This window comes from Pseudonocardia hierapolitana, from assembly GCF_007994075.1.
In the GTDB taxonomy this organism is placed as follows: domain Bacteria; phylum Actinomycetota; class Actinomycetes; order Mycobacteriales; family Pseudonocardiaceae; genus Pseudonocardia; species Pseudonocardia hierapolitana.
The window spans coordinates 5,456,767-5,471,654 of the sequence record NZ_VIWU01000001.1 but is presented as its reverse complement, the minus strand read 5'-3'; the positions used below and the strand labels follow the sequence as shown (position 1 = coordinate 5,471,654).

Below are 14,888 nucleotides of genomic sequence, written 5' to 3'. Positions count from 1 at the left end.
CCTAGATTGCACACAATCTGTGGAGCGGAGTGACGTGTGACACGAACGGTGACCTCCACCGAGCGCGCGCTGGCCGCGCTGCGGGAGCTGATCCTGCACGGACAGTTCGCGGCGGGTGCCCGCCTCGGCGAGGTCGAGCTCGCCGAGCGGCTGGGGGTGAGCCGCACGCCCGTCCGGGAGGCGCTCACGCGGCTCGCCGCCGAAGGGCTGGTCGAGCTCGTGCCCAACCGCGGGGCCCGCGTCGCGAGCTGGAGCGTCGCCGAGCTGGAGGGCGTGTTCGACCTGCGCTCCGCCCTGGAACCACGGCTCACCGGGTACGCCGTCCCGCGCGCCCGGCCCGACGACGTCGCCGTTCTCGACGAGCTCGCGGCGCAGATGCTCGCCGTCGGCCTGCCGGGCGCGGACCAGGACCTGGACGCCCTCGTCCCGCTCAACCGCCAGTTCCACGGGCGCCTGGTCGTGATGGCCGGCCAGCCCGCGCTCGCCACGGCCCTGGCCGGGGCCATCCACGCCCCGATCCAGCTGCGCAACTTCCACGCCTACGACGAGGCCTCGCTGCGCCGCAGCCTGGCCCACCACGTCGAGATCGTCGCCGCGGTCCGGGCCGGGGACCCGATCTGGGCGCAGGCCGTCATGACCGCCCACATCCACAACGCCCGCGCCGTGATGCTGCGGGCCGCCCGCGAGCAGGAGGCGACATGAGTTACCGGCTCGGTGTCGACGTCGGAGGCACGTTCACGGACGTGCTGCTGGTCCAGGAGGCCACCGGCGCCACCTGGCGGGCGAAGACCGCTTCCACTCCCGCCGACCAGTCCGTCGGCGTCCTCACCGGGATCGGCAAGGTGTGCGCCGAGGCAGGCATCGAGCTCTCGGACGTGGCGCAGGTGCTGCACGGCACGACGGTCGCCACCAACGCGATCCTCGAGGGCAAGGGCGCCACCGTCGGGCTCGTCACCACCAGGGGCTTCCGGCAGGTCCTGCAGATCGCCCGCTCTTTCGTCCCCGGCGGGCTGGCCGGGTGGATCATCTGGCCGAAGCCGGAACCCCTCGCGGCGCTGGAGAACACGGTCGAGGTCGACGAGCGCATCGCCTCGAACGGGCGGGTGATCCGCCCGCTCGACGAGGCGGACGTCCGCGCCCGGCTCGCGACGCTCACCGGGATCGACGCGCTCGCCGTCTCGTTGATCAACTCGTTCGCCGATCCCGCCCACGAGCGCCGGATCGCCGAGATCGCGGCCGAGGTGCTGCCGGGGGTGCCGGTGTCGCTCTCCTCCGACGTGCTGCCCGAGCTGCGCGAGTACGAGCGCACCGTCACGACGGTCGCGAACGGGTACGTGCAGCCGCAGGTGAAGCGCTACGTCGAGACGCTCGCCGGGAAGCTCGCCGACGGCGGCGTCGCCGGCGAGCTGGCGATCCTGCGCAGCGACGGCGGGCTGTCCTCGGCGGACGCCGCGGTCGGCGCGCCCGTGACGATGCTGCTGTCCGGCCCGGCGGGCGGCGTCACCGGCGCGGTGTGGATCGCCGAGCAGTGCGGGATCCCCGACCTGATCACGTTCGACATGGGCGGCACCTCCACCGACGTCGCCCTCGTGCAGGGCCTCACGCCGCGGATCGGGCGCGAGACGAAGGTCGGCGACCTGACCGTGCGCGCCTCCAGCGTCGACGTGCGCACCGTCGGTGCGGGCGGCGGTTCGATCGCGCACGTGCCGCAGCTGACGAAGGCGCTGCGGGTCGGCCCGCAGTCCGCGGGCGCCGACCCGGGCCCCACCGCGTACGGCAAGGGCGGCACCGAGCCGACGGTCACGGACGCGAACGTCGTGCTCGGCTACCTGCCCCCGACGCTGGCCGGCGGCGAGATCACCCTCGACGTCGACGCCGCGCGGGCCGCGGTGGGCAAGGTCGCCGAGGCGATGGGGCTGCCCACCCCGGAGGCGGCCGCGGCGGGGATCGTCGACATCGTCAACGAGAACATGCTCGGCGGCCTGCGGCTGGTGTCGGTGCAGCAGGGGTTCGACCCGCGCGACTTCGCGCTCGTCGCCTTCGGCGGCGCCGGTCCCCTGCACGCGAACGCGCTCGGGAAGCTGACGGGCGCGTGGCCGGTGATCGTGCCGCCCTCGCCGGGGGTGCTCTGCGCGCTCGGCGACGCCACCACGTCGGCGCGCAGCGAGTCGGCCCGCACCGTGCTGCGCCGCTTCGCCGACCTCACCCCGACGGACCTCGCGGCGATCCTGCGCGAGCTGGCGGCCGAGGCAGGGGCCCGGCTGGCCGCGCAGGGCGTCCCGGAGGCCGACCAGACCACCGCCTACCAGGTCGACGTGCGCTACCACGGCCAGGGCTTCGAGATCCCGGTCGACGTCACCGACCTCGACGGGGACGCGCTGGCCACGTTGGCGGCGGCGTTCGACGCCGAGCACGAACGCCTCTTCTCGTTCCTGCTCACCGCCGACCACGAGCTGGTCAACGCGCGGGCGACGGTGTCCGGGCCGCGCCCCCAGGTGGCCGCCACCCACCTGCCGGAGGGCGACGGTGACCCGGCCGCGGCGCTCGTCGACACCCACCCCGTGCACGTGTCCCGGGAGTGGGTGGACGCGCGCGTCTACGACCGCACGAAGCTGCGCGCGGGCGACGTCGTCGCCGGCCCCGCGATCGTCACCGAGATGGACTCGACCACCCTCGTGCTGCCCGGCCACGCGGCCACGGTGCATCCGTCCGGCAGCCTGCTGATCCGTCCTGAGGAGGGCTGATGGCCCGCATCGTCGAGACCGCCACCGGCGAGGTGGAGCCCGTCGAGGTCGACCCGGTGACGCTCGACCTCATCGAGAACGGGCTGCGCAACGCCCGCTACGAGATGGACGAGGTGCTGTTCCGCACCGCGCTCTCGCCCGGCATCCGGGAGCAGCACGACGAGTTCCCGCTGATCGGCGACCCGAGCGGGAAGATGGTCGTCGGCCAGTTCGGGCTGTCGGTGCCCGACTTCCTCGACGGGTTCGAGGGCTCGATCGAAGAGGGCGACGTCCTGCTGACGTCGGACCCGTACGCGTGCGGCGCCGCGATCAGCCACGCCAACGACTGGCTGCTCGTGATGCCGATCTACCACGGGGGCCGGGTGGTCGGCTGGGCGTCGATGTTCGGGCACATGTCCGACGTCGGCGGCAAGACGCCCTGCTCGATGCCCACCGACGCGCGCACGATCTACGAGGAGGGCGTGGTGATCCCCCCCTTCAAGCTCTACGCGAGGGGCGTGCTCAACGAGGACGCCCTCAAGATCATCCTCAACCAGGTCCGGATGCCCGACTGGAACCGCGCCGACCTGAACGGGCTGGTCGCCGCGTGCCGCACGGCGGGCAGGCGGGTGGTGGAGATGTGCGAGCGATTCGGCACCGCGACGTACCTGTCGGCACTCGACGCCCTGCTGCAGCGCAACCACGACGCGATGAAGGTGCTGCTGCACACGGTCTTCGAGGAGGGCCGCACGCTCAGCTTCACCGACTACATCTGCGACGACGGCGTCGGCAACGGCCCGTACGAGCTGAAGATGTCGCTCACCCGCACCGGCGACAAGGTCCACATCGACTTCACCGGGTCGAGCCCCCAGGCTGCGGGCCCGATCAACTACTACATCAACGAGAACCTCACCCGGATGTTCTTCGGGATCTACATGATCACCGTCGCCGACCCGCAGATCCTGTGGAACGACGGGTTCTACCCGCTGATCGACGTCACGATCCCGGACGGCTCGTACTGGAAGCCGAAGCACCCCGCGTCGCTGAACGGGCGCAACCACGGCGTCGGGCGGGTGTTCGACCTGTTCGGCGGGCTGCTCGGGCAGACCAACCCGGCGTTGCTCAACGCGGCGGGCTTCTCCTCGTCGCCGCACTTCATGTACTCGGGGCACTACTCGTCCGGCGAGCGGAAGGGCGAGTGGTTCCAGCTCTACTCGATCGGCTTCGGCGGCATCCCCGGCCGCCCGCTCGGCGACGGTCCGGACGGTCACTCGCTGTGGCCCAGCTTCGTCAACATCCCGTGCGAGTACCTGGAGTCCTACTACCCGCTGCGGATCGAGAAGTGGGAGACGGTGGCCGACACCGGCGGCGCGGGGCTGCACCGCGGCGGCAACGGCGTCGACGTCGCGTACGTGTTCGAGGAGCCGGGCACGATCGCGATCCACGACGACCGCTGGCTCACCTACCCCTGGGGCGTGAACGGCGGGCACCCGGGCGCCCGCGGCCGGAAGTGGATCGAGCGGGCGGACGGCACCCGCCAGGTGCTGCCCAGCAAGTGCCACGACGTCCCGGTCTCCCCCGGCGACGTGCTGCACTTCGTCACCTGGGGCGGCGGCGGGTGGGGCGATCCCCTCGAGCGCGACCCCGCCCTCGTCGAGCTGGAGGTCCGGCGCGGGCTCGTCACGGTCGAGGGCGCGCGCCGGTACGGCGTGGTCCTCGGCGATCCCGCGGCGACGGAGACGCTGCGCGCCGAGATGCGCGCGGCCCGGCCCGCGGAGCTGCCCGTGTTCGACATGGGCCCGCCGCTCGAGGAGATCCTGGAGAGGTGCCAGGAGGAGACCGGCCTGCCCGCCCCGAAGCGCCCGGTCTGGACGGACGCGTGACGCGCGCCGGTTGCGGTCCTCGCAGGGTCCCCGGGCTGTGCGATGGCCACGAGCTGCGCGCGGACGGGAGGTACCTGCCATGACCGGGCCGCACGGCAGCGCGTTCTCCGGACGCGTCGGGTGGGGCGTCCGGCCAGCGGTCGTGGTCGTGGACCTCGTCCGCGCCTACACCGAGCCGGACGGGCCGTTCGCCCTTCCCGAACCCGGACCGGCCGTCGCCGCGACGGCGCAACTGGTGGACGCGGCGCGTGCCGCGGGGCACCCGGTCGTCTGGACCGTGGTGCGTTACTCCCGCGGCCTCGCCGACGGCGGCCTCTTCGTGCACAAGGTGCCCGCGCTCGCGGCCTTCGCCGAGGACGCCGACGGCGGCTGGGGGGAGCTCGCGTTGAAGCCGGCCTCGGGCGAGCCGGTGGTGGTCAAGCAGTACGCCTCGGCGTTCTTCGGCACGTCGCTCGCCGCCACCCTGTACGCACAGGGCGTGGACACGCTGGTCGTCACCGGCGTCTCGACCTCCGGCTGCGTGCGCGCGACGGCGATGGACGCGCTGAACCACGGCTTCCGCCCGCAGGTCGTGCGCCAGGCGTGCGCGGACCGGTCACCGCAGCTGCACGACAACAACCTCACGGATCTGGATGCGAAGTACGCGGACGTGGTCGACCTCCCCGAGGCGCTGACGCATCTCGGCGGCTGATCAGCTCGCGCGGGCCGGGCCGCAGAGGCGGTCGGGGTGGTCGGTCGTGAAACCGTCGACCGCCAGCTCCACCGCCGTCGCGAGGACCCGCTCGTCCGGCACCGGCCACGCCGTCACGTCGAACCCGCGGTCGTGCAGGTCGGCCACCACCTCGGCGGTGAGCCCGGCGATGCCGCAGAGCGCCGTGCCTGCGTCGGCGGCCGTGATACGGGCGACGATCTCGGCGTAGGCCGGTGTGCGGCCGAGGATCAGCCCGGTCTCGACGTAGGGCAGCTCCCGCCGGACGGCCAGCAGGACCTCCTCGTGCGACGACGTGACGAGGGTGCGGAGCGCCAGTTCGGGGTCTGCCCGCAGCGACTCGGCCAGCAGCGGCACGGCGTCGGCGGCCTTGATCTCGGCCTGGAACCGGACGTCCACGGCCGCGACGGTCTCGGCCCAGGTCGGGATCTGCTCGCCGAGCCCCGCGTCGAGCGCGCGGACCTCGTCGAACGTCAGCTCCGCGACGGCGCCCGTGCCGTCGGTCGTGCGGTCGACCGTGGCGTCGTGCAGCACGACGAGCCGTCCGTCTGCGGTGACGCGCAGGTCGAGCTCGATCTCGTCGCAGCCCTCCCGCACGGCCCTGCGGAACGACCGAAGGGTGTTCTCCGGCTCGCTGCCCATCGCTCCCCGGTGGCCGGTGACGATCACGGGTGCACCTTCTCCTCGTACTGGCGCCGCACCTCGCCGGCGATCGACTCGAGCCGGCGCGCCACGGACCGGAAGACGTCCCTCGGGGCGGCGTTGTCGGCGTAGATCTGCTGCAGCCCGGTGTAGATGGCCACGTTCGCGTTGCGGCCGTAGAGCCGGATCGCGTCCTGCTGGCGGGCCCGGGGCAGCTGCCGGATCGCCACGCCGTAGTTGGGCTCCTTCGCGATCAGGTCGACGAGCGCCTGCTCCCGTTGCGCGGCGGTGACGACGGGCAGGTAGCCGGTCTCGATCGTCCAGTGCGCCGCGATCTCCGGCCGGGCGAGGTGGGCGAGGAACACCGCCGCGGCCTGCTTGCGCTCCGCGGTGGCGTTGCGCATCATTCCGATCCCGCCGCCACCGGTCGCGATGCCGGCCGCCACCTCCGACGGCACGAATCCCGCTCCCACCGAGAAGGACGCCTTCTCCATGATGGTGCGCAGGCCACCGGTGCTGTCCTGCAGCATCGCGGTGAGCCCGCCCGCGAAGTCGGTCGAGGCGCTGCTGGCCATGTAGCCGTAGCCGTCCTCGTGGATGAGCCGCCGCTGCCACTCCCCGGCCGCGACCGCTCCGTCCTCGTCGATCGTGACGTCGAGGCCGTTCGAGTAGGCGCCGCCGAACTGCCAGACGTTGCCCTGGAACTGCCAGTCCCCGTCGATCTTGGCGAACGCCAGGCTGCGCAGCGACCGCCCAGCCGACTGCACGCCGGCCAGCGCGGGCGCCCACTCGCGCAGCTCGCTCCACGTCTCCGGCGCCCGGTCGGGCAGGCCGGCTCGGGAGAACGCGTCGCGGTTGTAGTAGAGCATCGGGGTGCTGCGCGCGAACGGGATCCACCAGCTGCGGCCCTGCAGCACGCCCTCGGTGAAGAGCTTCGGCTCGTACACGCTCACGTCGAACCCGGGCCGGAAGTAGCCGTCGAACGGCTCCAGCGCGCCGCCCAGGAAGAACCGCTCCCACGTGACGTCGGAGAAGATCGCGATGTCCGGCACCTGCCCGGCGATCAGCGACGCCGCCACCTTCTGCGCGGTGTCGTCGTAGCTGCCCTGGTACTGCGCCTCGACGTACACGTCGTCCTGCGAGACGTTGAACCGCGTGACGAGCTCGCCGAGCACCTTGCCGTTGCGGCCGCTGTAGGAGTGCCAGAACACCACCCGGACGCGGCCGGCGTACTGCGCGGGGACCGTGCCGGCGGGCTGCCCGTATTCGGCGTCCGGCGAGCGGAAGCCGCAGCCCGCCACGAGCCCGGCCGCACCGAGCAGCCCGAGGAAGGAACGCCGCGACCGTGCTGCCGTGGTCATCCCTTCACCGCCCCGGCCGTGATGCCGCCGACGATCCAGCGCTGCGCCACGAAGAAGATCACGAGCATCGGCACGAGGACGATCAGCGTGCCCGCCATGATCGTGCCCCAGTTGGAGAGGCCCTCCTGGTCCTTGAGGATCAGCAGGCCGACCGGCAGCGTGCGCATCTCCTCGGTGTTGGTGACGATCAGCGGCCACACGAAGTTGTTCCACTCCTCCACGGCGGTGATCACCACGACCGTCACGAGCATGGGGCGCGACATCGGCAGCACCACCTGCCAGAGCGTGCGCAGGTGCCCCGCGCCGTCGACGGACGCGGCGTCCGTGACCTCGCGGGGAAGCGTGCGGAAGTGCTGGCGCATCAGGAACGTGGCGAACGCCGACCCGATGCCGGGGATGATCAGACCGGCGTAGGTGTTGATCCAGCCGAGCGTGGCCATGGTGAGGTAGTTCGGAAGCAGCGTGACGTGGCCGGGCACCATCATCGCGCCGAGGATCAGGAGGAACAGCGTGTTCTTGAACGGGAACCGCAGGTACGCGAAGGCGTACGCGGTGAGCACCGCGTTGGCCACCTTGAGCGCCGTGCCGGCCACCGTGGCGATCGTGGAGTTGAGGAAGAAGCGGTCGAAGGGCGCCGCTTCCCACGCCAGACCGAAGTTCTCCCAGGTCAGCGCGCTCGGCCACCAGGCGGGCGGGAACTGGTAGATCTCGTCCGGCGCCTTCAGCGCGGTCGTCAGGAGCCAGTAGAGCGGCCCGACGAACAGCGCGGCCACGCCGAGCAGCAGGACGTACTGCACCGCTCGTACCGGCCGGGGCGTGCGCTGCGGGCGCGCCGGAGCCGCCCTCTGCGGGGTGATCGCCGCCATCAGACGTGCATCCGCCTCTCCATGATCCGGGCCTGCACCGCCGTGACGATCAGCAGGAGCACGAACATGATGATCGACAGCGTGGCCGCTCGACCGGCGTCGAACGCCTCGAAGCCCTCGCTGTAGATGGCCCAGCTGAGCGTGGTGGTGGCGTCTCCCGGGCCGCCGCCGGTCATCACGGCGATCACGTCGAACGCCTGGAACGTGCCGATCACCGTGGTGATGAGCAGGAAGAACGTGATCGGCCGCAGCTGCGGGAGCGTGACCCGGCGGAACCGCGTCCAGCTGCCCGCACCGTCGAGCACCGCGGCCTCGTCGAGCTCGCGGGGCAGGCTCTGCATGCCGGTCAGGTAGATCAGCGCGGCGAAGCCGACGTTCTTCCAGAGGTAGACGATCACCAGGCCGAACAACGCCCCGTCGGAGGAGTTCACGAGGTCCGGCGCGGTGATCCCGAGCGGGTCGAGCACCGCGCGCACCAGCCCGTAGCCGGGGTCGAAGATGAACAGCCACAACGTCGCGACCGCGGCTCCCGAGAGGACGTGCGGCGCGAACGAGAGCGTGCGCACGAGCCCGCGGCCGGCGAGGGGCTGGTCGAGCAGCACCGCGAGCGCCAGCCCGATCACCAGGCTGCCGGCCACGGTCAGCCCGGTGAAGGCCACCGTGACCCACAGCGTCTGGTGGAACGCGGGGTCGGTGAGCGTGCGTGTGTAGTTGGCCAGCCCGACGAACGTCGGCCGGACCGCGATCATGTTCCAGTCGGTGAGGCTGAGGTAGGCGTTGTAGACGATCGGCCAGTACGCGAAGACCGCGATCACGATCAGGTTCGGCGCCACCATCAGCGCGAACAACCCGTACTCCCGCAGCGGGCGCCGCCGCGCGCTCGGGGCCTGCTGCACGGGCACGTCCGGGCGGGACCGGACCGGCTGCCCGACAGCGGTCATGCCCGCCTCCTCGTCGTGGTGGGCGTCACGGCGGGGAAGTTATCACCAGATCATGGGTTCGAACAGTGTGGGACTGTGATGTTCGGCGTTAGTTCACAGACGTGACCCCGCGCATCGCCGCGACCAACTGCTCCGCGCAGCCCTGCTGGCGGAGCCCGGACGGGAGCGGACGGGCGTCAGGCCTCGGCCCGCGAGCGCGTGCCGTGCAGGATCGTGGACACCCGCTGCCTGCTCACGCGGAACAGCTCGCCGATCTTCGTGATGCTGACGTTCTCGCGCTGCAGCGCGAGGGCCTCCTCGCGGCGGAACCGGCTGCCCAGCTCCCCGAGGTCGTCCAGCACCTGCGTGATCGTCTCGATGACGAGAGGCGGCTCCTCCGTCGAGACGATCTCGTACCAGGACGCGCCCGCGGTGCGCCGCTCGATCAGCTCTTCCGCACGCGTGGACGCCGCCCCCAGAGCGGCGATGGTGCGCTCCAGGCCCGCTCTGAGCTCCACCAGCGCCTGGACCGCCGGGTCATCGTCATCTCGCCCCATACTCAACGACCTTTCTGCCCGATTCCCCCACGATCATGCCCCCGCGGCCGGATTTCGTCCGGTGCCGCGCTTCGGGCCGACGGGCGGGAACCGGATGCGCGCCTCGCGGCGGCCCTCACACCTCCACGACCTCCACCCTCGCCCCCTGGTCGCGGAGGGCGGCGACCTGCTCGGCGGGCGCCTGGTCGTCCACCAGGACGAGGTCGAAGTCGGTGAGCGGGGCGAGCCGGTGCAGCGCCGTGCGCCGGAGCTTGGCGTTGTCGATCAGGAGCACCCGCGTGCGCGCCGCACGCAGCATCGCGCGCTTGACCAGCACGATCTCCTGCTCCTGGTGGTAGGCGTGCGTCGGGGACACCGCGGACACGCTGCAGAACAGCAGGTCCGTCTGCAGCGCCTCGACGGCCTCGGCGCACGGCACACCGCCGAACGAGTCGTGGGTGGGCGAGTAGATGCCGCCGAGCACGATCAGCCGGACGTCGGGCATCGCGGTGAGCAGCGAGACCGCCGGCACGAAGTTGGTCGCGACGGTGAGCGGCGCGACGTCCTCCAGCAGGCGGACCAAAGCCAGAGCGCTGGTGGAGTCGTCCAGCATCACCGACATCCCCGGCTCCACCATCGCCCGGGCCCGCCGGGCGAGCGCCTGCTTCTGCGCCTGCGCCGTGTTGAGGCGGTAGGCCACGTTGCTCTCGAACACGCTGGTCGGCTGCGCGCTGACCCCGCCCCGGTACTTGCGAACGACACCCTGGTGCTCCAGGGCGTCCAGGTCCCTGTGCACCGTCATGAGGCTGACCCCGAACGCCTCGACCAGCTCGTGGGCGGTGGCGGTGCCGTGCTGGACGACGTACGCCGCAATCTCGGCCTGCCGGCGAGCCGGGCGGCGGGCTGGCGCGTCCGATCCACCGTCGGAGCTACTCGCACTCATGAGGAGATTGTCCGGCCGCCGCGGTGCCCGCACGCCACCACCACCCCCGAGAAAACATCGTCTCTTACATGGACAACGTTGATGCCCTTCTCTACGGTGTCCACGCTAGAGACAACGTTCAGCGGAGCATGCGGAGTGGTTTGGATGTCAGAGGTCGAAGGGGACACGGCACCCGGGTACGAACGGGTGCGGGAGGCGTTCGCGGCGAACCTGGCCGGCGAGCAGGAGATCGGCGCCGGGGTCTGCGCGTACGTGCACGGCCGGCCCGTCGTGGACCTGTGGGGCGGCATCGCCGATCCCCAGATCGGCCGTCGCTGGGAGCGCGACACCCTGCAGGTCGTCTACTCCACCACCAAGGCCGTGACGGCGACGTGCGCGCTCCTGCTCGCCCAGCGCGGACAACTGGACCTCGATGCACCGGTCGCCGAGTACTGGCCGGAGTTCGCGGCAGCCGGGAAGGAACGCATCCCGGTCCGGTGGCTGCTCACCCACCAGGCCGGGCTGCCCACCCTCGACCACCCGATCAGCCGTGCCGACGCGATCGCCTGGTACCCCGTGGTGGATGCGCTGGCCGCCCAGCGTCCCGCGTGGGAGCCGGGCACCGCGCACGGCTACCACGGACTCACGTTCGGCTGGCTGGTCGGCGAGGTCGTACGCCGTGTCAGCCGCCGCAGCATCGGCACCTACCTCGCGGAGGAGATCGCCGCGCCGCTCGGGTCGGACCTGTGGATCGGCCTCCCGAAGACCGAGCACCACCGCGTCAGCCGGATCGTCGCCCCGCCGCTCGATCTCGACGCGCTCAGCCGGATCGACGTGGACTCGTTCCCGGAACCCGTTCGCGACGTGATGGCCGCATACGCCGACCCGACGTCGCTGACGGTGCGGTCACTGCTGACGCTCGTCACGCCGCCGCTGGACCACAACGACCCCGACGAGCAGTCCGCGGAGATTCCGTCGACGGGCGGCATCTGCACGGCCCGCGCCCTGGCGCGCTTCTACGCCGCGCTCATCGGGGAGGTCGACGGGCATCGCATCCTGAGCGCCGACACCGTGGCCGCGGCGACCGCGGAACGGGCGAGCGGCGTCGACCGCGTCCTGCGCATCCCGGTCCGGATCGGCACCGGGTTCGGCCTGCCGACACCCGACGCCTTCTGGTACGGCCCGACCGCCTTCGGGTTCGGCGGGCTCGGGGGTTCGCTGGGCTTCGCCGATCCGGCGACGGGACTCGCGTTCGCCTACGTCATGAACCACGTGCAGGAAGGGGTCCCGGACCGCAGGGCCGCCACGCTCCTCGAGGCCGTCCGGAGCGCGATGGCCTCCTGAGCGCCGCTCACCAGGCGCGCAGAAGGGCCTCCGCCCCCTCTGCCAGCTCCCGCACGACGTCGGCGGCCGGGCGCACGGCGGTGACGTGTTCCACGCCGCTGCCGGCGTACAGCGCCATGGCATGGATCTGGCCGTGGACGTCCTTGTGCGGCGGCATCCCCGCGCGCGGCGGGAGTGGCTGGTCGCCGTCGCCGGTCGAGACCGTGCCGACCGCCTCCCCGTCGACCGCCGCCACGGCCGTGATCGCCGAGCGCAGCACCCGCGCGCGCGGGAGGGTGGCGCACATCGGGCAGTCCGCGAAGCCGTCCGTGATCTCGGTGCTCTCCGGGCCGGCGGCGAGCAGCGCCAGCACGTACTCGGGATGCGTCCCCGACTCCGACGTCGCGAGGAACCGGGTGCCGATCCGGGCGCCCGCCGCGCCGGCCGCGAGCACAGCGGCCAGCGCCCGGGACTCGGCGATGCCGCCCGCGGCGAGCACCGGCACGTCCACCGCGCGCACGACGGCGGCGAGCAGCGGCAGCAGCGGGGTGTCCCCGCGCACGTGCCCACCGGCCTCCCGGCCCTGCACCGTCACGACGTCCGCCCCGGCCTCGGCCGCGAGCACGGCGTCGGGCAGCGATCCGACCTGCCAGTTCACCAGCGCACCGCCCTCGTGCGCGGCGTCGACCAGCTTCGCGTGCGGGGTGTTCCAGAAGAAGTCGACCATCCGCACCCTGGCACCCGCGACGGCGACGGCGGCCGGGTCGACGTGCTCGGTGATGAAGTTGACCGCGAGCGCCCCCGCGCTCCCGTCCACCCATGCGTCGAGCTGGGCGGCGAGCGCCCGGGGTTCCGCTCCGATCGGCGCACTGACCGTGCCGACCCCGCCGGCCCGTGCCACCGCGAGCGCCAGACCGGGCGGAGCGAGAAGGCCCATCGGTGCCTGCTGGAGCGGGACATCGCAGCCGACGAGCTCGGTGAACCTCGTGCTCAGCATCGTCCAAGGATGGCGCGGAGCGGGCCCGAGGTCGAGTTGTCCACAACCTCTCCCGAACGCCCACGGGATCATGGACCGCTGCGCCACGCTCCGCCCATGACGATCCCCGACCCCGCCAACGCCCCGCTCCTGCTCACCGACGCCGACGTGCTCGAACGCGTGCAACAGCTGGTCGGCCCGGCCACGGTCGCCCGGCAGCTGTGGATCATGTTCGTCGACGGCGACGGCCGCCAGGCACCGGTGATCCTTCCGATCTCGGACGTTCCGCTGCACCCCGAGGCGCGCGTCGTCGACAACCTGGCCGCCGTGATGGCGGGCATGTGCGAGGACCTCAGCACCGATGTGGGCAGCGGCAGCGTCGTCCTCGCGCTGGAACGCATCGGCCGCGACGCCGTGTTGGCAGGCGACCGGCGGTGGGCGGCGGCGTTGCGGGAGGCGTGCGACCGCGCGGGCGCGCCCCTGCGCGGCGTCTACCTCAGCACGAGCGGTGGAGTGCACCCCATCGTGTCGGTGTAGCGGTGCAGACTGGGCCGGTGACCGCTCCGGATCTCGGCCCCGTCCGCACCATCGTCGCCCGCGACAACGGGCTCGCGAGCGTCAGCATCGTGCGTGCCGACGGCACGCCGCACGCCTCACTGGTCAACGCCGGGGTGCTCGACCACCCGACGACCGGTCGGCCGGTCGTCGGGTACGTCACCTACGGGCCGGTCAAGCTGCGCAACCTGCGCGAGCGCCCGGCCACGTCCATCCTCTGGCGAGCGGGATGGGAGTGGGTCGGCGTCGAGGGCACGAGCGAGCTGATCGGTCCCGACGACCCCGCCGACGGTATCGACGCCGAAGGCCTGCGGTTGCTGCTGCGGGCGGTGTTCACCGGCGCGGGCGGCACCCACGACGACTGGGACACCTACGACCGCGTCATGCGCGAGGAGGGCCGGGTGGCCGTGCTCGTCGAGCCCACGCGCGTGTACGGCACCTACTCCTGAGAGATCGCACGACCTCCGCCGGGCTGGGCTGCGAGCTCTCGGATCCGCGCCGCGTGGGCGAGTTGCATGGCCCGGCCCCGCTCCAGGAAGTCGGCGATCAGCTCCAGCTCGGCCGCACTCCAGCAGTGCATCTGCGCCGCCCCGGCCTCCCCGACCGGCCCGTAGATCCGCTCGGCCAGCTCGCGCGCTGACGCGGTGGGCGCGACGACGGCGCGCCTGCGGTCCTCCGGGTCCGGCTCGCGGGTGAGGTACCCACGCGCGACGAGCCGCTGGATGGCGGTCGTGGCGGCCGCGGGGCTCAGGTGCACCGCGGCGGCGACCTGCCCCGCGGTCAGCGGCCCGTCCATCACGACGCCGAGGATCCGCAGGTCGGTGCGGTTGATGCCGAACACGTCGGCGGCCGCGGCGTCCACGGCGTCCGCGGCACCGCCGAACTCGGCCGCCGCCCTTGCCGCCCGTTCCACCGCTGATTGCTTCGACACTCGAAAGAGTCTAGCGTGAGGGCGAATCATTTCGACGATCGAAGGGATTGCGGTGGCAACGCACACGCTCCCCCGCTGGCTCCCGACCGTGAACCGCCTGGTCAGGCTCCTGCAGCGGCTGGGATTGCAGCTCGGCACGATCCACGTGCTCACCGTGCCGGGCCGCGCCTCGGGCGCCCCACGACCGACGCCGGTCTCGCCGCTGACGGTCGACGGCCGCCGGTACGTGATCGCGGCGCTGCCGCAGTCGGACTGGGCCCGCAACGTCCGCGCCGCGGGCACGGGCGAGCTGGCCTACGGGCGGCGCAGGCAACGCGTCGCGCTGTCCGAGGTCACCGACCCCAAGCTGCGCCGCACCGTCGTGCACGCCTTCCCCACCGAGGTGCCGCACGGCGTCCCGTTCTTCGTGCGCCTCGGGCTCGTGAAGGTCGGCGATCCCGACGAGTTCGCCGGGATCGCCGACCGGGTGGCGGTCTTCGAACTGCGGATCCCCTGACCCCCCGGAGCAGGTGCCATAGCGGGCTGCATTTCCGGTGCCACA

16 protein-coding genes are annotated in these 14,888 nt (G+C 72.3%); 8 read left to right on the top strand and 8 right to left on the bottom strand.

Going from position 1 to position 14,888, the window contains the following annotated elements:
- Positions 1 to 36 precede the first annotated feature (36 nt).
- The 4 genes from FHX44_RS26015 (at position 37) to FHX44_RS26000 (ending at position 5,297) form a co-directional block, all read left to right on the top strand.
- Entirely contained in the window at positions 37 to 702 is a 666-nt protein-coding gene (locus FHX44_RS26015) for a GntR family transcriptional regulator (protein WP_147258207.1), read from the top strand.
- Positions 699 to 2,744, top strand: coding sequence for a hydantoinase/oxoprolinase family protein (locus FHX44_RS26010; protein ID WP_147258206.1), 2,046 nt, complete (start codon positions 699 to 701; stop codon positions 2,742 to 2,744). Before FHX44_RS26015 ends, FHX44_RS26010 begins: the two co-directional genes overlap by 4 nt.
- Positions 2,744 to 4,606 (top strand): hydantoinase B/oxoprolinase family protein, encoded by a 1,863-nt coding sequence (locus tag FHX44_RS26005; RefSeq protein ID WP_147258205.1) that lies wholly within the window; start codon positions 2,744 to 2,746, stop codon positions 4,604 to 4,606. Before FHX44_RS26010 ends, FHX44_RS26005 begins: the two co-directional genes overlap by 1 nt.
- A gap of 79 nt (positions 4,607 to 4,685) precedes the next feature.
- The gene (locus tag FHX44_RS26000) at positions 4,686 to 5,297 is read left to right on the top strand and encodes an isochorismatase family protein (RefSeq protein WP_147258204.1); all 612 of its coding nucleotides are present in this window, start codon (positions 4,686 to 4,688) and stop codon (positions 5,295 to 5,297) included.
- Here FHX44_RS26000 and FHX44_RS25995 read toward each other — a convergent pair whose 3' ends face one another.
- The 6 genes from FHX44_RS25995 to FHX44_RS25970 all read right to left on the bottom strand — a co-directional run bounded on the left by FHX44_RS25995 (position 5,298) and on the right by FHX44_RS25970 (position 10,583).
- Positions 5,298 to 5,984 (bottom strand): glycerophosphodiester phosphodiesterase, encoded by a 687-nt coding sequence (locus tag FHX44_RS25995; RefSeq protein WP_147258203.1) that lies wholly within the window; start codon positions 5,982 to 5,984, stop codon positions 5,298 to 5,300.
- Positions 5,981 to 7,318, bottom strand: a complete 1,338-nt coding sequence (locus FHX44_RS25990) for an ABC transporter substrate-binding protein (RefSeq protein WP_147261462.1) — start codon at positions 7,316 to 7,318, stop codon at positions 5,981 to 5,983. Before FHX44_RS25990 ends, FHX44_RS25995 begins: the two co-directional genes overlap by 4 nt.
- Positions 7,315 to 8,184 carry a carbohydrate ABC transporter permease gene (locus FHX44_RS25985; RefSeq protein WP_147258202.1) on the bottom strand — a complete coding sequence of 290 codons (870 nt, stop codon included), beginning with the start codon at positions 8,182 to 8,184 and terminating at the stop codon, positions 7,315 to 7,317. Before FHX44_RS25985 ends, FHX44_RS25990 begins: the two co-directional genes overlap by 4 nt.
- Positions 8,184 to 9,125: a carbohydrate ABC transporter permease gene (locus FHX44_RS25980; protein WP_147258201.1), complete on the bottom strand. Its 942-nt coding sequence runs from the start codon at positions 9,123 to 9,125 to the stop codon at positions 8,184 to 8,186. The genes FHX44_RS25985 and FHX44_RS25980 overlap by 1 nt, the downstream gene beginning before the upstream one ends.
- A 176-nt stretch (positions 9,126 to 9,301) precedes the next feature.
- Positions 9,302 to 9,661, bottom strand: a complete 360-nt coding sequence (locus tag FHX44_RS25975) for a hypothetical protein (RefSeq protein ID WP_147258200.1) — start codon at positions 9,659 to 9,661, stop codon at positions 9,302 to 9,304.
- A gap of 115 nt (positions 9,662 to 9,776) precedes the next feature.
- Entirely contained in the window at positions 9,777 to 10,583 is an 807-nt protein-coding gene (locus FHX44_RS25970; protein WP_147258199.1) for a DeoR/GlpR family DNA-binding transcription regulator, read from the bottom strand.
- Positions 10,584 to 10,727: 144 nt separating this feature from the next.
- Here FHX44_RS25970 and FHX44_RS25965 point away from each other — a divergent pair, with 144 nt between their 5' ends.
- On the top strand, positions 10,728 to 11,906 hold the full coding sequence (locus tag FHX44_RS25965; RefSeq protein ID WP_147258198.1) for a serine hydrolase domain-containing protein: 1,179 nt from the start codon (positions 10,728 to 10,730) through the stop codon (positions 11,904 to 11,906).
- 7 nt (positions 11,907 to 11,913) lie between these two features.
- Here FHX44_RS25965 and FHX44_RS25960 read toward each other — a convergent pair whose 3' ends face one another.
- Complete coding sequence (locus FHX44_RS25960) at positions 11,914 to 12,882, bottom strand: NAD(P)H-dependent flavin oxidoreductase (protein WP_147258197.1); 969 nt, start codon at positions 12,880 to 12,882, stop codon at positions 11,914 to 11,916.
- Positions 12,883 to 12,978: 96 nt separating this feature from the next.
- Between FHX44_RS25960 and FHX44_RS25955 the strand changes: the two genes are divergently transcribed.
- On the top strand, positions 12,979 to 13,398 hold the full coding sequence (locus tag FHX44_RS25955) for a hypothetical protein (protein WP_147258196.1): 420 nt from the start codon (positions 12,979 to 12,981) through the stop codon (positions 13,396 to 13,398).
- A gap of 17 nt (positions 13,399 to 13,415) precedes the next feature.
- Positions 13,416 to 13,865: a TIGR03618 family F420-dependent PPOX class oxidoreductase gene (locus FHX44_RS25950; protein WP_147258195.1), complete on the top strand. Its 450-nt coding sequence runs from the start codon at positions 13,416 to 13,418 to the stop codon at positions 13,863 to 13,865.
- On the opposite strand, the gene FHX44_RS25945 is transcribed toward FHX44_RS25950, so the two are convergent.
- A complete protein-coding gene (locus tag FHX44_RS25945; protein WP_170309046.1) occupies positions 13,856 to 14,347 on the bottom strand; it encodes a MarR family winged helix-turn-helix transcriptional regulator in 492 nt (163 codons plus the stop codon). The genes FHX44_RS25950 and FHX44_RS25945 overlap by 10 nt on opposite strands.
- Positions 14,348 to 14,399: 52 nt before the next feature.
- Between FHX44_RS25945 and FHX44_RS25940 the strand changes: the two genes are divergently transcribed.
- Complete coding sequence (locus FHX44_RS25940; protein WP_147258193.1) at positions 14,400 to 14,843, top strand: nitroreductase/quinone reductase family protein; 444 nt, start codon at positions 14,400 to 14,402, stop codon at positions 14,841 to 14,843.
- The last annotated feature ends 45 nt before the right edge of the window (positions 14,844 to 14,888 follow it).